The following is a 26286-nucleotide window of genomic DNA, read 5'->3' on the forward strand; positions in this document are numbered from 1 at the left end:
TTATTTTTCATTTTATCTATCACTTGTTTATTTATTCTTCTAAAACAGCACTTTTTCTTTAAAAATCTGCTTTTTTGCATAAAAACACAGCAATAAAAAACCAATACCCCATCATATATTCACTAAAACAACTAAAACGGCCTCTTGTATACCCTTAGCATTGTTATAAATGCAATTTAATAGAGATACGGCGATTAAAATCTATATAAGGAGATAGATCACTTTTATCATTGAATAGAAGCATCAAACTATTCCTGAGAAAGAAATCAATATCTTGTCCCAACTCAAACAATACTTAGACTCGCTAAAACCAACGCGATAAAACTCACTCTATAGAACCAACTCTATAAAATCGGGTTTGATAAAACCAAGCTTTATTTGTATTTGGATGTATGTCTATATAAGTCGAGTACAATCTATGGATCCCTACCACCATTAAAGACTATCTTAAAGCGGATTAGGGCTGGCGCCTTGCTCTAGATAAGCCAAGATCATCAAAGTTAATTCTTTTTTTAGCTGCTGTTCTGAAATTAGAAAATTATTATGACTGACATAACGCATCATGGTAAAAAGCGTACTATTGATAATCACAAAGGATTTATTTTTAAGTACTTCAAAACTCCAATGATTAAAAAAACGGCTAAATACATACAATCCCACTTCATAGAAATGCTTTTCTAACACTTTTGCTGCTTCTGAATTGTTATAGCCATGCCAATGTTTAAGCACTTCAATAAAAAAGCCACCATCGGCTTTCATCATGTCAAAACCGAATTGAAGACTAAGTGGAATGATTTCTTCTAAGCTCAATTCTTCTTGGCTAATCGCAATCTGTTTCAACGCAAGCCCCAGCTGCTCACTTTTACGACTTAAAAGCTCCTGAATAATTTCTTCTTTATTTCCAAAATACTGATAGATAGAACCAACACTGACTCCTGATTTTTCTGAAATTTTGGGTGTGGTGACGTTGATTAAGCCATATTCAGCAACACATAATTGAGTTGCTTCCAAGATACTATCTACGACATTCCGAGCACGTTGTTGTTGTGGTTGTTTTCTCATCTTGCGGTTCACTCCAAAATGCGAATTGAATGCGAATAATTATTCATATTAGAGTTTGACTAAACAATAATCAGGTCGCGCTCAAAATGCAAACATTAATTAAGCCACAACGCCTTGCCTCATTTGAGACCATGGCACGAACAAATATGAAGTCTAAGCTTTTTTATTATTTTACAGACCAGCAGTTACAACCGAGTTATGACGAATATCTTTCACTCAATCGAGCCTTACAGACTGGTGATATCGCGATGGATAAAGTTATGGATTGGGTGATGACCAATCCTAGACAAAATAGAAAGCTTTTTGAAACAGCCTTGTATCAAGGTTTGGATAAACTTCCCAATGAAATCCCTGAATTAACTGATTTTTTTAAAATGGTTGAACAAGCGCCTACTTGGCTTGATCCAGCTAAAATTGAAACTGCGATCAAATTTACCCATCGTTTAGGGACAAATGGTACTTTTATTTTACGCGATGTGGCTTTAATGACGGGTTATCAATACCCTGGTTTTAATCAACCGTTAATTATGACAGGTGCTTTACATAAATACGCTGGAAAACGCTTAGCTGAAACCCACAAATGGTGGCTTGATGTCAATCAACAAGATAGTTTCTCTCGTTTTAACAATGGTTTTACTTCCACCATTTATGTGCGTTTTATTCATTCGTTGGTACGACATCAACTCAATAAATCCAAAGACTGGGATAACGATATTTGGGGAGCGCCGATCAATCAATATGATCAAGCCATGACCAATATCGCATTTAGTGCGGTGTTACTTCTCGGTGTCAGAGCCATTGGTATTTTTCCAAGCAAAACCGAATCAGAAGCCATCATGCATTTTTGGAAATATACGGGCTGGCTAATGGGAGTAGATGAAAAATGGCTAGTTAATAAAGAGTCTGACGCATGGAAACTACTGCAATGGATGAATGATGCCCATCCTAAAGCCGATGAAAGTAGCAAAGCTTTAGCCATCAGCTTATCCAAAGAGCCTTTTGAACGACATTACAAACACTTTAATTCTTTTTTGCAGAAAAAAGCCTATCAAAATCACTTGGATATTACCCAGTTTTTTATTGGGCAACGTAAAATGAAAAACCTAGGACTCAAGCCACGTACTTTGGCTTGGTATCCGCTTTATTTAATTGCAAAAAATACCCTGCTCTACCGTAGTGCTAAGCATATCGACAAACTGGATCAATATTTACAACAGAATGGTCGTGCAGAACAAGAATATGCACTCGAACTTTATCAAAATGCCGGGAAACAATTAGCGAGTATGCATCAGTAAACAAAGGAAAAGTTAAGGCTTATGCCTTAACTTTGTTTTTCTAAACGGCGTTTATAGATATTGAGAACAACATCACTAAATTCATTAAGTACATAGCGTGTCCACAAGTCCGCATACCAATTCACTTCTGTTGATAAACGATAATCAATGGTTAACACCATTTTCGTTTGCTGTGGATTAACGGCGTCCAATTGATAGTCTGTTGTCAACAAATTAAAATATGCACCCCCCATTTTCAAATGATCATCTAAAGACCCTTTTGGAAATGATTCTGGTGTAAAAATATATGTCCAAGCCAACTGTGTAGGTGCATGAGACTGAATAATTTTCTCTTGAAAATGAATACCACGTTGCCAATAAATTTGACGAATCAAACCATCATCAGTTTGTTCCGTCATTCCAGAAATTGGTTTTGGAAAGCCCATTGTAAAAATTGGACTATATTTTATTTCATTTGGTTGAATCTGTTGGATATTGTTAATTGACGCAAAAACATCATGAATAGGTGCATTGACAATAATTTCTTGGCGCGTAACACCATTATGATATTGGGATAGATCTGGTAATAAGAACAACCCCAACAAAGGTAAAAGTCCAATGGAATAAACTTTATTATAGGGCTTCCATAAACGTCTACACAAAAAATGCATACTAGTTGCACCTAAAGTCGTACAGAGCAAAAATATAGGTGCTGCCATGATAAGACAAATAACACCCTCTCTTAAAATCACTGCACCAACAACAATGATCCCTAATACAATATAAATTTGCTGAAAGAATGTTTGTTTTAAAGAATTTGGGGATTTTAAAGATTTCACATATTCAATGATCGCACCCAGACTAAAAGGTAAAAATAGCAGAAATGCAGTTGTCAGCATTTTGTCTACGCTTAAAGCAATGAGAGAGATGATTAAAAAATAACAAAACACGATACATAGCAAAGGTAACCAACGAAGAAATACCGTTCTTGCAGGATATTCCTGAAGAACTTTCATACTTGGTTGGTGAAATAACCTGCAAATTAATTTTCGATCAGGTTGTACAATGGCCTGATAAATTCGAATTTCATCAATCCCTTCAGTTTTTAGTTGTGCTCTAAATGCTTGTTCAAATTCAGTTATCCAGTCATCATTTGCAATGGAAACTTCACCATATTGTTGAAAAATATTAAGATAAGCCTCTAGTTTTTCATTCATTTTTAATTATCTATACTGTTTGGCCCTATTTTAAATATTCTCAATGTAAAAGGAAGCCCTAAGGCTTCCTTTTACATTTCACGAGCTATTCACTTATTCATTATGACCATGCACTGGTGCAGAAGCCGAATGATCCATGTTTGGCATACTTTCATGACTCATCTTAGACATATCATGTTGCTGAGCTGCATTCTGTTTTTGGCTTGGCATATAGTCAGGCTCGTTGGTAATCGCCAAATAGAAGATTCCCATAAAAATACAGCTTAAAATAATTGCGATAATCAGCAACTTCCATCCCCAAAACGATTTTTCAGGTGACAACTTATTACTGTCATTACTCATAGAACATCCTCATATTTCTGTAAAAAATCAGTTTTAAATCAATTAAAATTTCATGCTAATACGAGCCCAATAATTACGCCCTGTATTATTAAATTGTTGAGTACCGACTTGACCATCTGCACCTACACCCAATTTGTTTAAATGCTCGGTATAGGTTTTATCTAAGACATTGTCGACACCAACAGCAAGATTTAGATCTTTTTGAATGTTATATGACGCATTCAATGCCAAGGTGGTAAAGCTTTTACTTTCACCAGTGTCATAACCCACAATATTACCTTGATTTAAGCTAATACGATCTTGTTTCGCCACTGCACGCCATAATAAACCTAAAGAATATTTATCTTGAACATAACGTAAATTCAAACGACCTTCTAAAGGCGCAATTTGTGGCAATGGTTTATGTGTATCGGTATTTTCGCCCCATGCATACATTGCACTTACATCCGCTTGGATCGCATCAGTAAATTGATAACCAATCCCTGCTTCAGCACCCGCGATAGTTGCATCGACATTTTTTGCCCCAGCACTGAATGAAGAACCGTGATCATGCCCACCCATTCCAGCTTTTGGATGATTATGATAACTCAATAAAATAAAGTCATTAATCAACCCTGCATATGCTGATGTCCATACACTCAATGCATCATGTTGGTATTGATAACCGAGATCCAACTGTAAAGTTTTTTCAGTGTTTAGATCATTAAACGTCGGCTTAGACATACCAGTATTACCATGTGCGGTACTAAATAGCTCCCAATAATCTGGAACACGTTCCACATAACCTAAACCAATATAAGATTTGGCATTATGTTCAGGAGATTGATTTTCTAAACGAATAAATGCACTTGGCAAAGTTTCTTTACGTTGATCATTCAGTTTTAAGGCATCAATTTTAACTTGATCAATTCGTGCACCTGTCACCAATTTATAAGCATCACTGAATTGATAGGTCATTTCTCCGAAAGCACCATAAGATTGGAAGCGCATATCCTCTCTAAATGCAACATTCATGGATGGCATGGTAGGTGATGACATACTGCCGCCATGTTTGTTCAGCTGAGAATCCACCCCAGTAATTAAACTGAGCTTATCCCATTCACTGGTCATGGCTAAACGGCTATTTAAAGTACGGCGTGTCACCTGCATTGCCATTGGATTCGACACCATTTGATGTGTATTCATATCATGTGTCATTGGTGGTGTACGCAAACTAAAGTTATCCATAATATGGTCGTTATAACTATAGTTCACTTGCCCTTCGAGCTTTTTAATCACAGGGCTTAAATTCTTCTTTTCAACACGTAAGCCTAGGCTTTCACGTGCAAATTGAGAACCATCCATGGTTCGGCCTGCATATTCAGCCTCACCATCAGCTTTACCCCCTGTCAGTTCAACCCATGTATCTTCATCGGGTGTCCAGCCTAAGGCTAAATCAGTATTCCAGCGCTCCCAAGAAGAAGGCACTTTATTACCATCACCATCCTCATAGCTGTTTGACTCAGAACGATTGGCATTGATACGCATATATTTTTTACTGTCACCGACAGCAGCTTCAATGTTGTGATCCAAACGTCCAAAAGAACCGACTAAAACACTGGCTTGACCTTGATAATTTTTATCATCTGTTAAGGTTGGTTTTTGACGTTCAAAAATCACCGTGGCTGCTGAACCAGTATTGGCATATTGGACCGTCTGAGGTCCTTTTACCACCGAAATACGGTCAAAACTTTCAGGTTGAATATACGACGTAGGTGCATCCATGCGTGCTGGGCATGCACCTAAATTTTCGGTACCATCTGTTAAAATTTTAATCCGTGAACCAAACATGCCGCGGAATGTGACATCTCCATTGGTTCCACCGCTTTTAATTGAATTAAAGCCTGCAATACTTTGCAAATAATCAGCACCATCTGTAGCAGGTACAGGTTGAATCGGCTGTTTTGGATCAGCATGAATAATCAAACCATTGGCATCATTATTTAACTGTGCTGTAACCACGATTGGAGCAAGTTGAGATGCATGTTCCTGATCGTGTGCAAATGCCGCTGTAGAATAACAAGCAACACAAACCGCAGCCGCTAAAGGCTGTAAAAAGAATTGAGGTTGAGCCATTTTCTTTCTCTTAAATCATAAATTAAACAAGGCTGGAGTCAATGAAGACCCTAAAAATTAAGTTTTTGATTTATGCGAAAAGTGGCGGGGCTCGCCCTTGGGGAAGTAGAAACAAACGTTGCAATACAAAATAGACATGTCGAAATGCTTTTTGAAATGCAACCAGTCGCACTTGGATACGATCTAATATTTCTTTGATTTCAAGTTCAGGAGGTAAAACCAAATTGCCATAGACTGTACAGTATTGGCACTGGTGACCCGCATCATGGTGATGTGAACTTGGTTGCTCTGGCGCTGCATGTTCAGTATGGGCCAATAGATGGTCATGACTGGCAGCTTCATGTGCAGAAGATGCAGATTGATGTTGATGATGGGTGCTATGTTGATGCTTTTCGTAGAAATGACTTTGTACTAAAGCTTGAGTAATAGTTTCACAGACCGGCGCAATTTGATATTGCTTCGGTAGCAAAGGCTGTAAAAATACAGCAATCTGTAAAAAAACTGCGGTAAAACCGAGCAGTAAACCTATTCTCAACAAAACGTTCGTCTCAACATTTTTCGAGCCAGAGTATAACAAAGCCCAAACAAAATTGGGCTTTGTATTGCAGGAAAATTTTAAAATTCAACTTACTCAGATCAACGTTTTGCTGGAACTTTTTGCTTTTCACGCTGACGAACCACTTTTTCCACTTTTTCACGCGCACGTTGACGCTTTAAAGGGGATAAGTAATCCACAAATAATTTACCGTTTAAGTGATCCATTTCATGTTGAATACATACCGCCAATAGATCATCCGCTTCGACTTCAAAAGCTTGACCTTCAAGGTTAATTGCTTCAATTTTAACTCGTGACGGACGCTCAACTTTATCGTATATTTGAGGAACAGAAAGACAGCCTTCCTCATAAGATAAGGTTTCTTCTGTAAGCGGTGTTATTTTGGGGTTAATGAACACCATAGGTTGGTCTTTGTCTTCAGACAGATCCATTACGATAAGCTGAATATGCTGATCGACCTGTGTAGCAGCCAGACCAATACCTGGCGCTTCATACATGGTTTCAAACATGTCTGCTGCTAACTGGCGAATTTCATCAGTTACCACATCGACAGGTTTTGCAATGGTGCGTAAACGGGGATCAGGAAAACTTAAAATAGGTAATAAGGCCATACTGTACCCTCTGTTGCTATGCCATTGATCTTAAAACTAAATGAAGAATATGCTTCATTAAAAAAATGTGTGTAATATGCGTATTATAACGCATATAGAGACATAATTTTAGGAATTATGATAATGAAAAAGGTTTTAACTGGCATAACGAACTTTCATGCCAAGGGGTTCAAGAAACAATTACTTGCTGTGACACTATGTTTAAGTGCAGGATTCACTTACATGGAAATCACACACGCAAGTCCAAATACCAATCCACCTGCACTTAAATCCAGTGCACCCAATGTCTATGTGGTGAAACGTGGTGATACTTTATGGGATATTGCGGGGAAATTTTTAAGCAAGCCTTGGCGCTGGCCTGAAATCTGGGCAAGCAATAAGCATGTTAAAAATCCACATTGGATTTATCCAGGCGATAAATTATTGTTGTGTACTTTAGATGGTCGCCCATTGATTGGTGTAGATGAAGGTGATGGTTGTGATGGAATTATCCGTCGTCATCAAGGTGGAACATCTTTACGCCCTCAAATACGCGTTGAATCCTTAAATAATGCGATTTCAGTAATTCCATTATCAGATATTCAACCATGGTTAGAACACAGTATTGTGGTCAATCCTGAATCTTTACAGAACATCCCTTATACCATCGGCGCTGCTGATAATCGTGTGATTACGGGTGCAGGACAAACCGTTTATGCGCGTGGAAATGGCTTAGTCGTGGGTCAACGTTATGGGATTTATCGTGAAGGAAAACCTTATACTTTCCTCAATGCTGAAGGCAAAAAGTTTAATGCAGGCATGGAATTAACTGAGGTTGCTTCTGCAACTGCGGCGGCTGGTGAAAATGATGTCACCACCCTTGAGTTAACCAAAAGTTATAATGCTGAAGTGCGTAAGGGCGACTATGTCCTACCAAGCTATGATGCTGAATTGCCGAGTTTGTTCTATCCAACCACCACCAATGAAGTCAGCAATGGCGGTAAAGTGGTTCGTGTACAAGGTTCAATTGGTACAGCAGCGCAATATAGTGTAGTCACCATTGACCGTGGTAGCTTACAAGGTGCTAAACCTGGGCAAGTCTTTAGTATTTACCAACAAGGTGAAACAGTCCGTGACCCAAAAACTAAAGAGTCTGTGAAATTACCAAGTCAAAAAATTGGTACACTGATGATCTTTAAGAGTTTTGATCACCTCAGCTATGCCTATATTTTGGAAAGTAATTTACCAATTAAAATGGGTGCTGAAATTAAACCACCTGCAATTGCAGATAACTAAGTTTTTCATGATGTGATTTAAATATGTTGAAGCAAATATCCAATGACCAATATGATGCCATCAGACTTTGGTATTTGGTTCAACATTCGCTCAGCGCTTTTCGTAAATTAGAAACACATTTTGGTTCTATCGCAAAAGCGCTGCAAGCTGAAAATTTAAACCGCTGGTCTGAAGCCAAAATTCATAAAAACCATCTTGAAAGAGCCAGTGAATTTTTCACTGCGCTTGGGCAATCCAAATTTCAAGTTTGCTTCGATAAAATTCAAAAACATACAGATTTTATTGTTTTAGATACCGACCCTCATTATCCTCAACAACTGCTACCTTATCCTGATCATCCACCAATTCTATTTGGTAAAGGTGCATTTCAGAATCTAAGTCAACCGCAAATCGCCATCGTGGGTAGCCGAAAGCCAAGTCCGCATGGCAAACAAGTGGCTTATGATTTTGCTTACTATTTGAGTGAAAAGGGCTTTTTTATTACCAGTGGCCTAGCACTGGGAATTGATGCCGCTGCACATATGGGTGGACTAAAACACCATCGAACCATTGCGGTGATCGGTACAGGCTTAGATCTGGTTTATCCTAGTCAAAATAGACAGTTACAAGAACAAATTTTGCAGCATTCAGGAACGATTTTGACTGAATACCTGCCAGAAACTCAGCCTATTCAGCGCAATTTTCCCTATCGAAATCGGATCGTGAGTGGTTTGAGCTTAGGTGTTGTTGTCGCAGAAGCACAACTGGGTAGTGGTTCACTGATTACGGCGCAAGCTGCCGCAGAACAAGGTAAAGTGATTTTTGCAATTCCAGGGCATATTTATGGAGAGCATCATCAAGGATGTCATCAGCTCATTCGTGAAGGGGCCATTCTGGTTGATCATCCTGAACAGATTGTTGAAGATTTAGCACTTCCCACCCAATGGCATTGTGCACAACAGTCTGAATCACTATCCCCAATGCCAGAAATTCCCGAGCATTTATTTAAGCTGTATCAATTGCTGGATTGGATTGGGCAAGACTTAGATACGCTTGCTCAAAACGCAAATTTAGACATTGCACAACTCACAAGCGATCTTATGGAATTAGAACTTTTGGGTCACTGTATTCAACAATCTGGGCTGTACTTACGTTGCCGAGTCAGTTATTAAGGTTCACAATAGTGGCTTATTCCACGAAATGGCAAGGTAAACATAGATGATTACAACCTCAGTTGCTGAAGCTGCACAAATTCTTCAACAAGGTAAAGTCTTGGCTTATCCAACAGAGGCAGTATGGGGTTTAGGCTGTGATCCGTTCAATGAACAGGCTTTTTTAGAAATTTTAAGGCTTAAACAACGCCCTATAGAGAAAGGCGTAATTTTATTGGCAGGACAGCTCTCACAAGTTGAGCATCTATTAACAGAAATTGACCCTATTATTCGTGAACAAATCATTCAATCATGGACGCAACGCTCTAGAACAGAACGGGCAACAACTTGGCTACTTCCAGCTGATGATAAAATTCCACAATGGATTAAAGGCCAGCATGCTCAGGTTGCGGTTCGTGTAACCAATCACCCTTTGTGCATTGCCTTATGTAATGCCTTTAATGGCTTTATTGTATCGACCAGTGCAAATTCGGCAGGTTTAGAACCAGCAAGATCTTTACAACAAGCCAGTCAATATTTTGGTTCGGAATTGAATTATTTAAACGGCGATCTTGGTTTAAGTCGCGAACCAAGCAAAATCATTGACGCATCTACAGCACAAGTGATTCGGGCTTAAACACGTTAAAATATTCATTCAAACATGGGTTCAGGGCCTGTTGGAATTTCATAAATGGCTTGCGTTGTAGGTTAAAATTGAGCATGAGACGTATACGTCGTAAAGCAGGAAACGAAGAGAATAGCGAGACTATTTTCGAGTTTCATAACGTAGGCTGAGATAATTTTAGCCACAACCCTGAGCAAGAACAAAGCATTGCTTTGTTTGCAGCGCAAGGCGTAGACGAATTGTCAACAAACCCTCAATATTGCCAATAAAAAGGCAAAAAAAAACTCAGCCACATATAGGGTTGGCTGAGTATAAAAAAGGATGCGTTAAACACATCCAGAGGGTATGAAAAATTCAGTGTAGAACAATTTAATTAAGAAATTCTTAATTCGCTACGATGAAAATATTATCCTATAAATTTTTTTTGAATACAAATATATTCTTCTGAGCAATATCTGTTCATTTGAGTGAATTGCAAATAACTTGGATTTCAATAATAAAACTAAGTATTTAAATTTGTTTTACTATTTGAATTTTCAACAGTTAAATCACTAATTAAAAAACAAATTTTGCTCAGATTTAACACTTAAAAAGCGTTAAAAATAAAGATTTAAATGAACAATTTTCACTCAAAACACTTTAAATTTTAACTCAATAATGTACTTTTTTTGACACTAAGTGACTTTTTTTGTGCCAATGCAATTCCCACTAAAATGACAATACCACCGATCGTATGCGACATCGTCCAAGCCTCATGCAACCAGAAGTAGGCAATGATTGCAGTAAATACTGGCATTAAATTCATAAAAATGCTGGTTCGATTTGGACCAAGATATTGTACAGCCATCATCCACAATAAAGGCGCAACAAGAGAAGGTAATATACCCGCATATAAAACGCTGGCGACATTGCCTTGGTTAATCGCATCAATGCCATAATAAAGCACAAATGGTAAATGGTAGACCAAGGTCAACGCAATTTGCACATAGAGACTCAGCAGTAATGGAACTTTCAATTGCCATTTTTTTAGAAAAACCCCATAAAAGGCATAAAAGAACACAGCCAAGACCATGATCAAATCACCAGAGTGCCCTGCCAATTGAGTCAAGTTGCTAAAATCCCCTCGGCCAATCACATACAGTAAACCGAGAAAAGACAAGATACTGCCGACAACAGCGAAACGATTGGGAATTTCACGTAAAATAAGAATCGAAACAAAAATGGTAAATACTGGAATAAAGGCGTTGATAATGCCCATATTGGTTGCTGTGGTGTAATGCGCTGCGCTATAGGCCAAGCCTTGATACAAGAACATACCAAAAGCACTCAGCACCACAAATTGCATAAAATGTTGTTTAACCAAATGACGTTGCTTCCACACTTGGGGCAACATAAATGGAGTCAAAATAATAAATGCCACTAACCAGCGATAAAAGCTAATACTGACAGGCGAAATATAATCCGAAACATAACGTGTAACTGCAATATTCATTGACCAAATCAATACTGCAATGATCGGTAAACTGATTGCCCACCACATGAGTTTTGAATTGCTATACATAATTTTGACTGTCGAATAGGATCTGGAAATGATTATCGATGAAGTCGGAATAAATTTAAATATGGCATTTCAGACATCTATAGGGCTTTTCAGACAAATGCTATTTTATATATTTTAAACTTAAAATAATTCCCAAGTTTTGATTGCCAAAGTCACCACACTTTGTAACTGTTCAGCACCAACCCCATCACGGGCTTGCATGGTTAAACCTTGGATCACCGTTGAATAATAATCTGTCATTGCTTGAATATTGGCGTGTGGGTTTAAGTCACCTTCTTTGACACCCTGTTGCAAACGTTGGTAGATATTTTCTTTGACTTGTTGTCTTTTCAACAAAAGATCATGCTGAATCGGTGCATGTTCTTGTGAACAATTCATGGTTGCGGTAACCAACATACAACCCGTCGGTTTATTTTGTTGAACCAGTTTTTTAAGGTTTTCATACAAATAAATTTCAATGGCGATTTTTGCTGTTTTGGCTTGTTGAAAAATAACCTCCAAAGGACATGCCTCATGCTTTAAGTAGTATTCCAAACAGGCATGAAACAACTGTGATTTATCTCCAAAACTACTATATATACTGGGTGCAGTAAGATTTAAGGCTTTGGTTAAATCGCTCATCGATGTGGATTCATAGCCATATTCCCAGAACAACAACATGGCTTTTTGTAGCGCTTGTTGTTCATCAAAACATTTAGGACGACCACGCCCACGCTTAGGTGCTTGTTTTTCAGCGACTAAAGCATGTTTTTCAGAATCAGCCATAACTTTCACATATATTTTTATAACGAACATTATTAAATTAATTGACAACACAAAATTAATCAAATATTTTATTTTTATAACGATCGTTAATGAATTAAAAAATACCTCCATATGCTTTCGCTTTACAGCAGGAATATATCTTCATGAATATGATGCAATCAGAAGTTTCAGAACCACAGTCCTCTGAGATTCCCCCCAGTAGCCAAGGGAGCTGGTTGGCGCTATTAACCGTTGCAATTACTGCTTTTGCTTTGGTCACCAGTGAGTTTCTCCCAATTGGTGTCCTCAACGACATTTCCAGTGATTTGCATGTATCTGTTGGTACAGCGGGTTTGATGATCACTCTCCCAGGGATCATGGCCGCCATAGCAGCACCACTCCTTCCCGTTCTAGTCAAAAATTTAGATCGACGTTACTTACTCCTAGCCCTGTCTGCAACGATGGTGTTTGCCAATGCCATCACTGCAATTGCATCAACTTTTGAAATTTTATTGCTGAGCCGTTTCATTCTTGGATTTGCGATTGGTGGATTCTGGGCAACTGCAATTGCCTTAAGTGGTCGTTTAGCACCAAGCCATTTACCTATTGCGAAAGCAACAGCAACTGTCATGGCTGGTGTGACTTTAGCCACTGTTCTTGGTGTACCGATTGGGACATGGTTAAGTGATGCATACGGCTGGCGAACCTCATTTGGAATTACCTCCGCCATCGGCTTCGTTGTTTTACTGTTGGGAATTAAATTTATCCCGAGCTTAAAACCTGAATCCGCCATTCATTTTAAAGACTTACCTGCATTGTTAAGAATCAGTAAAGCCAGACAAGGTTTGATTATTATTTTGTTGATTGGTTTAGCTCATTTTTCATCATATAGCTATCTGACCCCGTTCTTTAAAAATTCAGCAGGCTTTGACAGCGCTACCATCAGTTCTCTACTGTTATTATTTGGTATCGCAGGTATCTTTGGTAATGCTTTTGCTGGTTATAGCGGTAATTTGAATGTGCGTTATACCTTTGCATTCGTTGCCATCTGTTTTGCAGTTGTATTCTTTGGCTTTCCTCTATTTGCCATTCATCCATCAGGCGCATTTATTCTTACAGCGCTTTGGGGTTTTGCATTTGGTGCATTTCCAACCACTGCCAATATTTGGATGTTTTTACACGCCCCTCAAGCTGTAGAAAAAGGTATGCCGTTATTTGTTGGTTTCTTCCAAGTTATGATTGCAACAGGTGCATTAATCGGTGGCTATGTTGTTGACCATTTTAATGCCAACATTTTATTGTATAGTGTACTGAGTTTTATCCTTTTGGCCTTTATTTCAATCTTCACGCTGAGTCGTGGATTAAATAACCCCAAAGCTGAAAACACGGCCATCCAATGTGAGAGTTAAGTCTTTTCAACTATGTATTCAGCGCTGATTTCTGTAGAAGAATTTTTCTATCAAAAGCATGATGTGGTGACACCCCATTCAAATTTATGGGGTGATTTTAATTTGAGTTTAAATGGGACTTTAGAACTCAATGTCGCAGAAGAAACCTATCTGTCTCCACCAAGTTATGGTTTGTGGATTCCGCCGCAAACCGAACATTGTTGTACAGCTGTGGATGATCAACTGACGCATTACATCTGTATCCGTATTCATCCTCAGCTTTGTCAAAGCTTATCCCAAAGCACAAAGACTTTAAGTATTCGCCCCTTTTTACGTCATACCATTGAAGAAGTTTTAGAGCAGCAGAAACAAGGGATTCCATCATCCCCCTATTATCAACACTTATTAGAACTGTTGGTCGATCAAATCCAAAATAGTGTGTGTTATGAGCATTATTTACCGCAAACCAACCATCCTACACTCAAGCCTATTCTTGAGCATTTGTCGGATACAACACGCTTTTCCAAAAGCCTTCAGGAAATTCTCGATACTTTTCAGATTACTGAACGGCATGCACTTAGACTTAGCCAAGAGCACCTTAAACTTTCGCTGTCTGAATGGCGTAATCGCGCCAAGATTATTTATGCAATCTCATTGATCCAACAAGGCGTCTCAATTAAAAAAATTAGCTTAGACCTCGGCTATCAACACACATCCAGCTTCATTGAGTTTTTTAAGCGTTACACTCATCAAACCCCAGCACAAATGCGAAATCTTTAAGATTAGAGTATTTTTCAAGCAGCCTAATTCCACTTTATTGATAAGTTTATATACAAAAATACTATAGAAAATTGCCTTAAAATTGTGCATTTTGCATCTTATGCTCTAGATTAAGCATATAACTTTTTGAATTTGTATATATTACCGTCAAATTCATAAGAATTTTAAATAATGAAGGGTTCGAATAAATGAAAAAATTACTACTAGCTACACTATGTGCTTCAGCGTTTGCTTTAACTGCATGTGATAAAAAACCAGCTGATTCAGCTTCAGGAACTGAGAGCAAACCTGCTGCAGCTGCGGTTTCTTTAAGTACCAATAATACTGCTGATATCAAAAGCGATTTAACTGCACTTCAAACAATGTCTACAGCGAAAGCTAAAGAAGCATTGAACTTCCAAACAGAAGTGATGCAAGCTGCACAAAAGGGTGATAAAGATGCACTGAAAGGTGTTGTCGATAAAATGAAAACTTATGTGGATGGTTTCAACAAAGATCTTGATGGTTTAGCACTTAAAAGTACTGAAGTTGCGTCTGTACGTGACAAAATGAAAGAGTCAAATAACCTAGGCGTTGAAATGTCTGAAGCTGGTTTAGCGACTTCACCAGATCCACAAAAAATCATGGAACTACAAAAGAAAGGTACTGAGTTACAACAAAGCCTGTTAACTGAAATGCAAGCACTTCAAGCCAAAGCAAACGCTGCACCATAATCGATTAAATTTGATGCAGTTTTTAAAAGCAGATCCTATGATCTGCTTTTTTTATTACACTTATATACAAATGTAACTTGCTGAAATCTTGGAATATCGCTAAAACATTAGACATATTTCTAATCACTGTCTTTTGATTTTTAAGGATACCCCTATGAGCAATTCCGTTTATGACATCCCAGTCAATACCATCAAAGGTGAAGCGACGACTTTGAATCAATATCAAGGTAAAGTTCTTTTAATCGTTAACGTTGCATCTAAATGTGGCCTTACTCCACAATATGAAGGTTTAGAAAAACTATATACTGAAAAGAAAGATCAAGGTTTAGAAATCCTCGGCTTTCCTGCAAATAACTTTCTTGCGCAAGAGCCTGGAACAAATGATGAAATAGAGCAATTTTGTTCTTTAACTTACAATGTCGACTTCCCACTTTTTGCTAAAATTTCAGTTGCAGGTGATGATAAGCATCCACTTTATGACAGCTTAATTCATGCAATCCCTGAGCGTATCGGTGAAGGCCCTTGGTGGAAAGACTTAGTCGATTATGGCCTAACCCCAAACCCAAAACCTGAAGTCCTTTGGAACTTTGAAAAATTCTTAATCGGTAAAAATGGTGAAATCGTGGCACGTTTTGCACCAGATATCACTGCTGATGATCCACGAATTACATCTGCGATTGAAGCTGAATTAGCAAAATAGATTGAGCATTAAAAGCACTATGCTTTCAATAAATTTTTATATTTTGCAGTTTTGATCGAAAATTTTATATTTTCGATCAAAATCCCTCTAGCTTTATTCACAATTTAAAATTTCAACCATCTTCAATAGAGTCTAAAAATGCATTCTTTTTTGCTTTTGCTTGAGTAGAAATGAATCTCTAAAGTTACAGACTGTATGCCCTTTGCAACAATCCTCAATCTCTACACTTTTGCAAATTATAGTGAATTCATAACCGATTAAATTTCTTTTGGACAACGATGAAAAAGCTTTTACAAGGTGCAGTTTTGCCTTTTGTTATTTTTATTTCTGGCATGTTACTGCTAGGCTGTAATCAAGCAGCTGAACAATCACGTCAACAAGATGACGCTCAAGCGATTGAAACTGCGCAAATGAGTGAGAATACATCCGACTCAAATAATAATAATCAATCAACAGCAAAAAGTACTGAGAATTTAAAACAAGGCAATATGTTTTATATCGCACGTGATGTTGCCAACGTACAACTGAAAACTGGTGACTATGTTGAAAAATTACAGCAAAGCCAATCTAATTTACAACAAGCGATACAATCACAAAATCAAGCTGAGCTACAACAATCTGTCAAAACATTGACTCGTGAACTACAAGGCTTTAACACAGCATTGATTTCATTAGATTTAAAAAGCCAAGAGATTGATGGTATCCGCCAACAAGTGCTACAAGCCAATAAGCAAGTGCTTAACTCAGCACTGTTAAACGGTGATTTAGACATTTCAAAAGTTGATTTTAAGAAAATCGAACAACAAATGAATACCATCCAACTAGATATGCTTAAACTGGCAGGCATGATGATTCCTGGATCAAATACAGAGCAAGCCACTGAACAGAGTTAATTAGATTTGAACAGATCAGCCTTATCTTGGCTTTGCGACATTACATGATGGATCTTGTCCTAGCGCGCGTTTAGCATCTAACTTAAAACGAGCTTGAGCAGACTTATAACTTGTGGGTAAAAATAGCGTTAAACGGGTTTTATTCTTTCCAATGGATTCCACCAAGGTTTTTGATAAATACGCCCCACCCTCTGTACGGGTAAACAAGGTTCCCATTTCTAAATCTCGTTCTAGTCGATTGTCGGTAAAGACAAAATCTTTTTCGCCAGTAAAGGCAACACATTGCCCATAGGCCATTTTCAAATTTTTAAATGCGACAACATAATCGATATCTAATTCTGTTTCTAAACCATTTCCCACTGAATTTGCCACCAAACTTGCTTCAGTGGGTGCATTTGGTGTAGTGACAAATTGACTTTGACATGCTGAAACAGCACTCAGTAGAAGTATTGAAAATAAATACCGACATTGAACTAATTTTTTCATTTTAAGTTTATTGGTTTTCTACAACAATGAATGGATTGTAGCAAAGTTCATGAACATGATTTAATAGCAGATTAACCCTATTTTTGTAGTGTTTCATGCAACTGATTTTATTCACAGGCGTACAAGCTTCGGGTAAATCTACTTTTTATCAACAGTATTTTTACCATACACATCTACGTATCAATCTCGATATGCTAAAAACACGCCATCGTGAAAAGATACTGTTTGAAGCAGCTATAGCCTCTAAAACCAAAATCGTGATAGATAACACCAACATGAGCAAAGCCGATCGAGCCCGTTATATTCAACTTGCCAAAACTGCTGGCTTCGAGGTCATTTCATATTATTTTGAAACGGATCTAGACAGCACTTTACAGCGTAATGCACAACGTGAGGGTAAAGCCAATATTGCTGAAAAAGGCGTTAAAGCCACCTTTTATAAATTAGAAGTCCCGAATCGTTCAGAAGGTTTTGATGCGCTGTTTAAAGTAAACATGATAGAAAATAATGACTTTTCAATTACGGTCATAACTGAATAAAAAATTTAATGTTGAGCCAACCGCCATGTTTTAAATGCGGTTTGCATCTGTTGTTGTATTTCTTTAGGTACCTTACGAGCTGCTAAATTGGAAAAATCTCCACGATAGGTTTCAGCCACAATTAAATTGGTGAGTTCCTCAATCGCAATTCGCCCTTTGTTGTGATACGCCTGAATTTCTACTTCGGTTAAATAAATATCCCAACATGAAACAACAGAACTCATATCTACGGCAATACTGAGATAATAATTGGAATCATCTTGGTAGAGTTCCCAAAAGTGCGGTTGTTGGTCGATGAGGCGCATAGTGATTTATTCTAAATACAATGTTTTAACATATAAACTTAGCAATGAATTGAAAATTCGACTTTAGCAAAAAATGTATCAAATCACTTAGCTTTATAATAAATTTTAAAGTGTCATATTGCCAATTAATAAAATTTCACATAGAATAATTCAAGAGGCAACAAAAGAACTTAAGCATCTTGCTAAAAAAGCAATTTATAAAACACAATTTATATTGGAGAAAAATGAATAATTTTAAACAAATACGTGCATTTCAAGGCGAAAATACCATACGCGTTTATCAAGCATACAATCCTACCCTTGCACAACATGCGGTAAAACATGGTTTCTTAAATAATCCATTTTTTAAAGAAAGCCGTATGACTTGGATTAAACCATCTTATTTATGGATGATGTATCGCTGTGGATGGGGCTATAAAGATGAAGGACAGAAAAGCATACTTGCGATTGATATATCTAAACAAGGTTTCGATTGGGCTTTAGAACATAGTTGTACAAGCCATAAAGCTGAACACATGGACAATGAAACTTGGCAACATTTTAAAGATCAACATCCAGTACGAATTCAATGGGATCCTGAAAGAAATCTATACTTAGAACCTTTGGACTATCGTGCAATTCAAATTGGGTTAACAGGTGAAGCCGTTCAACACTATATTCAGGATTGGATTGTCAATATCACAGACATAACCCAAGAAGCGCAACATGTACATCAGTTGGTTTTTGATGGAAAATTGGATGAAGCAACGGCTTTGTTACCTAAAGAAACTCTGTATCTTCCAAATATTAGTAAAAAAGTGGATGAACTTTAATAACAATGCATATACTTTGTATCTAATACTTCGTACATTATTAACTTTAATGAATTTTTCGATCTATTAATCCTTTGACTGGGTAAATTTAATTTGATCTTTATATACTTGTTGATCAGCTATACTTTTATATATCGAATCCTTTCCATCATTTAAAATACTTTTTAGTTTATTATATTTATTTAAATTATTTGAAATAACATTTAGTCTTCTATTCTCAAATTCTAGTCGTACTTGAAATGGAATGAAGGCTCTATCTTTTACATGTTCAATAGAAGAAAAAATCTTCTCTAATGTTTCTGATTGATAAGAATATAGATTAAGTAATACATTCGTATCAAATACGAAAAAAGTGTTCTCTGCTTAAAGTATAGATTTAATATTCTCTACACTTTCTATCTCGTAACAATTAAACATTTACAAATTACTGCGCTAAATAATTTTATTTAGTAAATATATATTTTTAACCATAAAAAAACCACCCTCGCAGGTGGTTTTTCAATCTCAAACTGCGTGTTATAGCGCGCGGTTTTTGATTTTGCGGATGGTTTCCAACTGAGCAGCAGTTTCTGCAAGAGCAGCCAAAGCAGCAGCAGAGTCCAAATCGCTTTTTTGATTTGCAAGCAATTGTTCAGCATTTTTACGTGCTTCAAGAATTGCAGCTTCATCTAAGTTGTCAGCACGAACTGCAGTATCTGCAAGTACAGTAACAACATGCGGTTGAACTTCTAGAACACCACCAGATACATAGATTAACTCTTCTGTACCGTTTTCAAGCAGAACACGAATTGCGCCCGGCTTGAGTAAGGTGACTAACGGAGCGTGACCAGGCATGATACCCAATTCACCGCCAGCACCTTTTGCGATAAGCATTGTCACAGTGCCTGAGTACAAAGACTCATTAACACTTACAACATCACATTGCATAGTCGACATGTGAATCTCCTAAATTAGAGTTGCTAATTAAAGCTTCTCGGCTTTAGCGATCACTTCGTCAATACCACCAACCATATAGAACGCTTGTTCTGGGATGTGATCGTATTCACCAGCTAGAAGACCTTTAAAGCCACGAATTGTTTCTTTAAGTGGTACAAGTTTACCAGGAGCACCAGTAAACACTTCAGCTACGTGGAACGGTTGAGAGAAGAAACGTTGGATTTTACGCGCACGGTAAACAATCAACTTATCTTCTTCTGCTAACTCGTCCATACCCAAGATTGCGATGATGTCTTTAAGCTCTTTATAACGTTGCAATACGTTCTGTACAGAACGTGCAATATTTAGTAAATATATATTTTTAACCATAAAAAAACCACCCTCGCAGGTGGTTTTTCAATCTCAAACTGCGTGTTATAGCGCGCGGTTTTTGATTTTGCGGATGGTTTCCAACTGAGCAGCAGTTTCTGCAAGAGCAGCCAAAGCAGCAGCAGAGTCCAAATCGCTTTTTTGATTTGCAAGCAATTGTTCAGCATTTTTACGTGCTTCAAGAATTGCAGCTTCATCTAAGTTGTCAGCACGAACTGCAGTATCTGCAAGTACAGTAACAACATGCGGTTGAACTTCTAGAACACCACCAGATACATAGATTAACTCTTCTGTACCGTTTTCAAGCAGAACACGAATTGCGCCCGGCTTGAGTAAGGTGACTAACGGAGCGTGACCAGGCATGATACCCAATTCACCGCCAGCACCTTTTGCGATAAGCATTGTCACAGTGCCTGAGTACAAAGACTCATTAACACTTACAACATCACATTGCATAGTCGACATGTGAATCTCCTAAATTAGAGTTGCTAATTAAAGCTTCTCGGCTTTAGCGATCACTTCGTCAATACCACCAACCATATAGAACGCTTGTTCTGGGATGTGATCGTATTCACCAGCTAGAAGACCTTTAAAGCCACGAATTGTTTCTTTAAGTGGTACAAGTTTACCAGGAGCACCAGTAAACACTTCAGCTACGTGGAACGGTTGAGAGAAGAAACGTTGGATTTTACGCGCACGGTAAACAATCAACTTATCTTCTTCTGCTAACTCGTCCATACCCAAGATTGCGATGATGTCTTTAAGCTCTTTATAACGTTGCAATACGTTCTGTACAGAACGTGCAATTTCATAATGCTCAGCACCAACAACAAGTGGATCTAACTGACGTGAAGTAGAGTCAAGTGGATCGATCGCTGGGTAAATACCAGAAGATGCGATGTCACGGCTCAATACTACAGTTGCATCTAAGTGAGCAAATGTAGTTGCAGGCGATGGATCTGTTAAGTCATCGGCAGGTACATATACCGCTTGGATAGATGTAATCGAACCAGACTTAGTCGATGTAATACGTTCTTGAAGAACACCCATCTCTTCTGCAAGCGTTGGTTGGTAACCTACTGCAGATGGCATACGACCTAAAAGAGCAGATACTTCAGTACCAGCCAATGTGTAACGGTAAATGTTGTCAACGAACAACAATACGTCACGGCCTTTACCGTTTTCATCTTTCTCATCACGGAAGTATTCAGCCATGGTCAAACCAGTTAACGCTACGCGTAAACGGTTACCTGGTGGCTCATTCATCTGACCGTAGACCATTGCTACTTTGTCAAGAACGTTAGAATCTTTCATCTCGTGGTAGAAGTCATTACCTTCACGAGTACGCTCACCAACACCAGCAAACACAGATAAACCTGAGTGAGCTTTCGCGATGTTGTTGATCAATTCCATCATGTTTACAGTTTTACCAACACCGGCACCACCGAATAAACCAACTTTACCACCTTTAGCAAACGGGCAAAGTAAGTCAATGACTTTAATACCAGTTTCTAAAAGGTCAGTAGAAGCAGCTTGTTCAGCATAAGAAGGTGCTTGACGGTGAATCGGCAAACGCGCTTCAGTCGCAACTGGACCAGCTTCGTCGATTGGGCGACCAAGAACGTCCATGATACGACCTAAACATGCAGTACCTACAGGCACAGAAATAGGTGCACCAGTATTAGATACGTTTAGACCACGTTTAAGACCTTCTGTAGATCCCATTGCGATGGTACGAACTACACCATCACCAAGTTGTTGCTGAACTTCTAAAGTAGTTTCAGTACCGTCAACTTGGAGAGCGTCATAGATCTTAGGAACGCTATTGCGTTCAAACTCGACGTCGATAACCGCGCCGATGATCTGAATGATACGACCGCTACTCATTGCTGTCTCCTCAATTCAAAATAATGTTAAACGGCAGCGGCACCACCAACGATCTCAGAAATTTCCTGAGTAATCGCGGCTTGACGCAGCTTGTTATAAATGAGTTGTAGGCTCTTGATAAGATCACCTGCGTTGTCAGTTGCAGCTTTCATTGCAACCATACGAGCAGACTGCTCACATGCGATGTTTTCAATCACACCTTGATAAACCATAGACTCAATGTAACGAACCAATAAACCATTTAAAAGCTCTTCAGCTTCTGGTTCATATAGATAATCCCAACCATATTGGCGGTTAAGATCCTCGTCCGTATCAGCCGCAGCTAATGGAACAAGTTGTTCGATTTTTTGGTTTTGAGTCATGGCATTGACAAAGCCGTTTGACACAAGATAAATACGATCTAACTCGCCTTTATCAAATGCATCTAACATCACCTGTACAGAACCAGTTAACTGTTCAAGACTTGGAGCATCACCTACTTGCGTAGTTGCGCCAAGTACTTTACCGCCGTAGTTTTTAAAAAACGAAACCGCTTTTTGACCAATTAAAGCAAATTGAACTTCAATTGACTGCTCTTGTTGCTGTTGTACGTGTTTTACCACTTTTTTGAACAAGTTAATGTTCAAACCACCAGCAAGACCACGATCTGAAGAAACAATGATATAGCCAACGCGTTTTACAGGGCGTTCAACCATATAGCGATGTTTGTATTCAGGATTCGCTTGGACCAAATGAGCAATTACACGGTGCATATTTTCGGCATACGGACGGCCCTGAGCCATGCGCTCTTGCGCACGACGCATCTTAGAAGCTGCTACCATTTGCATCGCGCGAGTAATCTTTTGCGTGCTCTTGATACTAGCTACTTTGGCGCGAATTTCTTTTAAATTTGCCATACGCTTAACCTAGTATTCGAAAGCCCTTTCGAGCTTCCGAAGGTTGATCCGTGAACCAAACCATAACTAACAACAACATACATTGAAATTAGTAAGTTTGAGTCGCTTTAAAGCTTTCAATACCTGCTTTGATTGCAGCTTCGATGTCTTTGTCGTAGTTACCAGTTTCATCGATGTTTTGCATTAACGCAGCATGTTCTGAACGGAAGTAAGAGATTAACGCAGTATCAAAGTCTACGATTTTCTTCACTTCAACGTCAGCCATATAGCCTTCGTTAGATGCATAAATTGAAACAGCTTGGTCAGCAATTGAATATGGAGCATATTGTTTTTGCTTCATTAATTCAGTTACACGTTGACCATGTTCAAGTTGCTTACGAGTTGCTTCATCAAGGTCAGAAGCAAACTGAGCAAATGCTGCCAATTCACGGTATTGCGCCAAAGCAGTACGGATACCACCAGACAATTTTTTGATGATCTTCGTTTGAGCAGAACCACCAACACGCGATACAGAGATACCCGCGTTCACAGCAGGACGAATACCTGCGTTGAATAATGATGTTTCTAAGAAGATCTGACCATCAGTAATCGAAATTACGTTTGTCGGTACGAATGCAGATACGTCACCCGCTTGAGTTTCAATAATTGGTAATGCAGTTAATGAACCAGTTTGGCCTTTAACTTCACCATTAGTGAATTTCTCAACATAGTCAGCAGATACACGAGAAGCACGTTCAAGTAGACGTGAATGAAGATAGAACACGTCACCTGGATAAGCTTCACGACCTGGTGGACGACGAAGAAGCAATGAAATTTGACGGTAAGCAACAGCTTGTTTAGACAAGTCATCATAAATGATAAGTGCGTCTTCACCGCGGTCACGGAAGTACTCGCCCATTGTACAACCAGCATATGGAGCAAGATACTGCATTGCTGCAGGATCAGCTGCAGCAGCTGCTACAACAGTTGTGTACGCCATAGCGCCAGTTTCTTCAAGCTTACGTACTACGTTTGCAATTGTTGATTGTTTTTGACCAATCGCAACGTATACACACTTAATGCCTGATTGTTTTTGAGCAATGATCGCATCGATCGCCATTGCTGTTTTACCAGTTTGACGGTCACCGATGATCAACTCACGCTGACCACGACCAACAGGGATCATTGTATCTACTGATTTATAACCAGTTTGTACAGGTTGATCCACTGATTGACGCCAAATTACACCTGGTGCTACTTTTTCAACAGCATCAGTAAGTTTTGCATCAATAGGGCCTTTACCATCAATCGGGTTACCCAAAGCATCTACTACACGGCCTAAAAGTTCTGGACCAACCGGAACTTCTAATACACGACCTGTGCAACGAGCTTTTTGACCTTCTTGAAGGCTTAAGTAGTTACCTAAGACAACGGCACCCACTGAATCCTGTTCTAGGTTCAGTGCCATACCAAATAAGCCGCCGTCGAATTCGATCATTTCACCGTACATTGCATCAGCAAGGCCGTGAATACGCACAATACCGTCGGAAACCATAACAATGGTCCCTTCGTTCTTAGCGGTCGCGCTGGTGTCCAGATCGCCGATACGCTGTTTAATGAGCGCACTGATCTCGGATGGATTCAGTTGTTGCATTGCGCTATACCTCAATCTTTTTAAAGTTCAGTCTTCTTTAGACGTAGTTATTTTTAACAATTACGCTAGAAGACGAGTCCGCATTTTTTCAAGCTTGCTAAGCGCAGAATCATCTATCACTTGGTCGCCTGCACGAATAACAACACCAGCAATCAATGCTGGATTTACTTCAACTGTAACTTTCACAGCGCTGTTCAAACGTTTTTCTAACGCATGAGCCAACTTCTGTTCTTGTACTGAATCCAATGGAAAAGCGGATTCAATCACAACATCTACAGTGTTGTTATTTTGCGATTTGAGTTGCTCAAATTCTGTGTCAATTTCAGGTAACAATGCTAAACGGCCATTGTCTGCAAGAAGTGTCAAAAAGTTTGACACAGCCGCAGTTTGTTCATTACCTAAAACTTTCGCAAAAAGATCAACCTGCTCTGCAGGTGTCAACTCAGGGCGATTTAAATAAGCGGAGAATGCTTCATCTTGCACCGCAGCACTGAGCAGTTGTAATGCATTTGACCAAGCGTCAGTTGCATTTTGCTCAGATGCATAAGCAAATGCTGCTTTAGCGTATGGGCGTGCCAACGTCAAGAATTCAGCCATATTCGCCTCTCTTAAAGTTTAGCAGCCAGCTGATTCAGCATGGCATTATGAGCTTCTGCGTCAACTTGTTGGTTCAGAATTTTCTCTGCACCAGCAACTGCAAGAGCAGCAACTTGTTGACGTAATTCTTCACGAGCAGAATTGATGTCTTGGTCAACAGCATCTTTCGCTTGTTGACGAATACGCTCACCTTCAGCAGATGCTTGAGTACGCGCTTCTTCGACCAATTGTGCCGCACGACGGTTCGCTTGTTCGATCAATTGAGCCGCTTGTGCTTTCGCCGCATCAATTTCTTGCTTAACTTGTGCTTGTGCATCAGCAAGATCAGCTTTCGCTTTCTCTGCAGCATTTAAGCCATCAGCGATTTTACGCTGACGCTCACTAATCGCATTGATTAGTGGTGGCCATACAAACTTCATGCAGAATGCGACAAATATCGCAAATGCAATCGCTTGGCCAAACAATGTGAGGTTGATATTCATTGCAAATTCCTCAAATAGTGAATTTCGGAATTAAGCTGATTAACCTACAAATGGATTAGCGAAGATGAAGAACAAGCCAATACCAACACCGATCATAGGCACAGCATCAAGAAGACCTGCGATTAAGAACATACGAGTTTGAAGTTGTGGAGCCAATTCTGGTTGACGAGCAACAGCTTCAAGGAAACGGCCGCCTAAAAGACCAAAACCAATCGCAGTACCTAAAGCACCAAAAGCGATCAAGATAGCAGATGCAATTGCAACTAGACCTAAAGTGAGTTCCATGATAATTCCTCAGAGGTTAGGTTTATACCAAATTAAAGTAAAAAAATTATACCTAACCACCGGATGACAGTTA

At 38.8% G+C, this 26286-nt stretch carries 29 protein-coding genes and 2 pseudogenes; 11 read left to right on the forward strand and 20 right to left on the reverse strand.

The features are described from left to right. Positions 1-447: 447 nt before the first annotated feature. Entirely contained in the window at positions 448-1062 is a 615-nt protein-coding gene (locus tag FY049_RS18455; protein WP_056518385.1) for a TetR/AcrR family transcriptional regulator, read from the reverse strand. An 86-nt stretch (positions 1063-1148) separates the two neighbouring features. On the opposite strand from FY049_RS18455, the gene FY049_RS18460 reads away from it, so the two are divergent. Further along, positions 1149-2357 (forward strand): oxygenase MpaB family protein, encoded by a 1209-nt coding sequence (locus FY049_RS18460; RefSeq protein WP_446084150.1) that lies wholly within the window; start codon positions 1149-1151, stop codon positions 2355-2357. 26 nt (positions 2358-2383) lie between these two features. Here the strand turns inward: FY049_RS18460 and FY049_RS18465 are convergent, their stop codons facing one another. The 5 genes from FY049_RS18465 to def all read right to left on the reverse strand — a co-directional run bounded on the left by FY049_RS18465 (position 2384) and on the right by def (position 7177). Beyond that, a complete protein-coding gene (locus tag FY049_RS18465; protein ID WP_335954294.1) occupies positions 2384-3553 on the reverse strand; it encodes a hypothetical protein in 1170 nt (389 codons plus the stop codon). 93 nt (positions 3554-3646) lie between these two features. Further along, positions 3647-3895: a hypothetical protein gene (locus tag FY049_RS18470; RefSeq protein WP_096735345.1), complete on the reverse strand. Its 249-nt coding sequence runs from the start codon at positions 3893-3895 to the stop codon at positions 3647-3649. Between the two features lie 42 nt (positions 3896-3937). Continuing rightward, positions 3938-6010 carry a TonB-dependent copper receptor gene (locus FY049_RS18475; RefSeq protein WP_446084151.1) on the reverse strand — a complete coding sequence of 691 codons (2073 nt, stop codon included), beginning with the start codon at positions 6008-6010 and terminating at the stop codon, positions 3938-3940. Between the two features lie 70 nt (positions 6011-6080). Further along, positions 6081-6548 (reverse strand): DUF2946 family protein, encoded by a 468-nt coding sequence (locus FY049_RS18480; protein WP_224964417.1) that lies wholly within the window; start codon positions 6546-6548, stop codon positions 6081-6083. A gap of 98 nt (positions 6549-6646) precedes the next feature. Further along, positions 6647-7177, reverse strand: a complete 531-nt coding sequence (gene def, locus FY049_RS18485) for a peptide deformylase (RefSeq protein ID WP_004723400.1) — start codon at positions 7175-7177, stop codon at positions 6647-6649. A gap of 123 nt (positions 7178-7300) precedes the next feature. Here def and FY049_RS18490 point away from each other — a divergent pair, with 123 nt between their 5' ends. From FY049_RS18490 to FY049_RS18500, 3 genes are read left to right on the forward strand one after another with little or no spacing between them, the layout of a single operon-like run. Beyond that, positions 7301-8452 carry a LysM peptidoglycan-binding domain-containing protein gene (locus FY049_RS18490; protein WP_034618195.1) on the forward strand — a complete coding sequence of 384 codons (1152 nt, stop codon included), beginning with the start codon at positions 7301-7303 and terminating at the stop codon, positions 8450-8452. 23 nt (positions 8453-8475) lie between these two features. After that, a complete protein-coding gene (dprA, locus tag FY049_RS18495; RefSeq protein ID WP_446084152.1) occupies positions 8476-9603 on the forward strand; it encodes a DNA-processing protein DprA in 1128 nt (375 codons plus the stop codon). 46 nt (positions 9604-9649) lie between these two features. Continuing rightward, complete coding sequence (locus FY049_RS18500) at positions 9650-10219, forward strand: L-threonylcarbamoyladenylate synthase (protein WP_096735350.1); 570 nt, start codon at positions 9650-9652, stop codon at positions 10217-10219. 634 nt (positions 10220-10853) lie between these two features. Here the strand turns inward: FY049_RS18500 and FY049_RS18505 are convergent. Both FY049_RS18505 and FY049_RS18510 read right to left on the reverse strand, forming a co-directional pair. Further along, positions 10854-11747, reverse strand: coding sequence for a DMT family transporter (locus FY049_RS18505; RefSeq protein ID WP_004823721.1), 894 nt, complete (start codon positions 11745-11747; stop codon positions 10854-10856). Positions 11748-11888: 141 nt separating this feature from the next. Beyond that, positions 11889-12533: a TetR/AcrR family transcriptional regulator gene (locus tag FY049_RS18510; protein WP_004723407.1), complete on the reverse strand. Its 645-nt coding sequence runs from the start codon at positions 12531-12533 to the stop codon at positions 11889-11891. Positions 12534-12682: 149 nt separating this feature from the next. Between FY049_RS18510 and FY049_RS18515 the strand changes: the two genes are divergently transcribed. From FY049_RS18515 to FY049_RS18535, 5 genes are all read left to right on the forward strand, one after another. Then, positions 12683-13921 carry an MFS transporter gene (locus tag FY049_RS18515; RefSeq protein ID WP_227515188.1) on the forward strand — a complete coding sequence of 413 codons (1239 nt, stop codon included), beginning with the start codon at positions 12683-12685 and terminating at the stop codon, positions 13919-13921. A 12-nt stretch (positions 13922-13933) separates the two neighbouring features. Continuing rightward, positions 13934-14680 carry a helix-turn-helix domain-containing protein gene (locus tag FY049_RS18520; RefSeq protein ID WP_224964419.1) on the forward strand — a complete coding sequence of 249 codons (747 nt, stop codon included), beginning with the start codon at positions 13934-13936 and terminating at the stop codon, positions 14678-14680. A gap of 188 nt (positions 14681-14868) precedes the next feature. Beyond that, positions 14869-15393, forward strand: a complete 525-nt coding sequence (locus tag FY049_RS18525; RefSeq protein ID WP_004823717.1) for a hypothetical protein — start codon at positions 14869-14871, stop codon at positions 15391-15393. A 154-nt stretch (positions 15394-15547) separates the two neighbouring features. Then, positions 15548-16093 carry a glutathione peroxidase gene (locus FY049_RS18530; RefSeq protein ID WP_004723411.1) on the forward strand — a complete coding sequence of 182 codons (546 nt, stop codon included), beginning with the start codon at positions 15548-15550 and terminating at the stop codon, positions 16091-16093. Between the two features lie 278 nt (positions 16094-16371). Continuing rightward, entirely contained in the window at positions 16372-16986 is a 615-nt protein-coding gene (locus FY049_RS18535; RefSeq protein WP_224964420.1) for a hypothetical protein, read from the forward strand. Positions 16987-17007: 21 nt separating this feature from the next. Here the strand turns inward: FY049_RS18535 and FY049_RS18540 are convergent, their stop codons facing one another. Continuing rightward, positions 17008-17472, reverse strand: a complete 465-nt coding sequence (locus FY049_RS18540; protein ID WP_224964421.1) for a hypothetical protein — start codon at positions 17470-17472, stop codon at positions 17008-17010. Between the two features lie 95 nt (positions 17473-17567). Between FY049_RS18540 and FY049_RS18545 the strand changes: the two genes are divergently transcribed. Continuing rightward, positions 17568-18011, forward strand: coding sequence for an ATP-binding protein (locus tag FY049_RS18545; protein ID WP_056518365.1), 444 nt, complete (start codon positions 17568-17570; stop codon positions 18009-18011). A gap of 5 nt (positions 18012-18016) precedes the next feature. On the opposite strand, the gene FY049_RS18550 is transcribed toward FY049_RS18545, so the two are convergent. Continuing rightward, positions 18017-18316 (reverse strand): hypothetical protein, encoded by a 300-nt coding sequence (locus FY049_RS18550; protein WP_446084153.1) that lies wholly within the window; start codon positions 18314-18316, stop codon positions 18017-18019. 224 nt (positions 18317-18540) lie between these two features. On the opposite strand from FY049_RS18550, the gene FY049_RS18555 reads away from it, so the two are divergent. Next, complete coding sequence (locus tag FY049_RS18555; protein WP_327857877.1) at positions 18541-19128, forward strand: DUF4291 domain-containing protein; 588 nt, start codon at positions 18541-18543, stop codon at positions 19126-19128. Between the two features lie 66 nt (positions 19129-19194). Here the strand turns inward: FY049_RS18555 and FY049_RS18560 are convergent. The 10 genes and pseudogenes from FY049_RS18560 to atpE form a co-directional block, all read right to left on the reverse strand. Further along, positions 19195-19464, reverse strand: a pseudogene (locus FY049_RS18560) (PIN-like domain-containing protein); the annotation flags it as partial. Between the two features lie 180 nt (positions 19465-19644). Beyond that, positions 19645-20064: a F0F1 ATP synthase subunit epsilon gene (locus tag FY049_RS18565; protein WP_056518359.1), complete on the reverse strand. Its 420-nt coding sequence runs from the start codon at positions 20062-20064 to the stop codon at positions 19645-19647. Between the two features lie 27 nt (positions 20065-20091). Then, positions 20092-20406, reverse strand: a pseudogene (locus FY049_RS18570) (ATP synthase beta subunit C-terminal domain-containing protein); the annotation flags it as partial. Positions 20407-20478: 72 nt separating this feature from the next. Then, positions 20479-20898 carry a F0F1 ATP synthase subunit epsilon gene (locus tag FY049_RS18575; RefSeq protein WP_056518359.1) on the reverse strand — a complete coding sequence of 140 codons (420 nt, stop codon included), beginning with the start codon at positions 20896-20898 and terminating at the stop codon, positions 20479-20481. A 27-nt stretch (positions 20899-20925) separates the two neighbouring features. Further along, positions 20926-22320, reverse strand: a complete 1395-nt coding sequence (gene atpD, locus FY049_RS18580; RefSeq protein ID WP_004723420.1) for a F0F1 ATP synthase subunit beta — start codon at positions 22318-22320, stop codon at positions 20926-20928. Positions 22321-22346: 26 nt separating this feature from the next. Continuing rightward, positions 22347-23216, reverse strand: a complete 870-nt coding sequence (atpG, locus tag FY049_RS18585) for a F0F1 ATP synthase subunit gamma (protein WP_004723421.1) — start codon at positions 23214-23216, stop codon at positions 22347-22349. Positions 23217-23304: 88 nt separating this feature from the next. Further along, positions 23305-24849 (reverse strand): F0F1 ATP synthase subunit alpha, encoded by a 1545-nt coding sequence (atpA, locus tag FY049_RS18590; protein WP_004723422.1) that lies wholly within the window; start codon positions 24847-24849, stop codon positions 23305-23307. Positions 24850-24909: 60 nt separating this feature from the next. Next, complete coding sequence (locus tag FY049_RS18595) at positions 24910-25446, reverse strand: F0F1 ATP synthase subunit delta (RefSeq protein WP_004823704.1); 537 nt, start codon at positions 25444-25446, stop codon at positions 24910-24912. A gap of 11 nt (positions 25447-25457) precedes the next feature. Continuing rightward, the gene (locus FY049_RS18600; protein ID WP_004723424.1) at positions 25458-25928 is read right to left on the reverse strand and encodes a F0F1 ATP synthase subunit B; all 471 of its coding nucleotides are present in this window, start codon (positions 25926-25928) and stop codon (positions 25458-25460) included. A 39-nt stretch (positions 25929-25967) separates the two neighbouring features. Then, positions 25968-26213 carry a F0F1 ATP synthase subunit C gene (gene atpE, locus FY049_RS18605; protein ID WP_000424060.1) on the reverse strand — a complete coding sequence of 82 codons (246 nt, stop codon included), beginning with the start codon at positions 26211-26213 and terminating at the stop codon, positions 25968-25970. Between the last annotated feature and the right edge of the window lie 73 nt (positions 26214-26286).

The sequence above is a fragment of the Acinetobacter sp. 1125_18A genome (assembly GCF_052824985.1).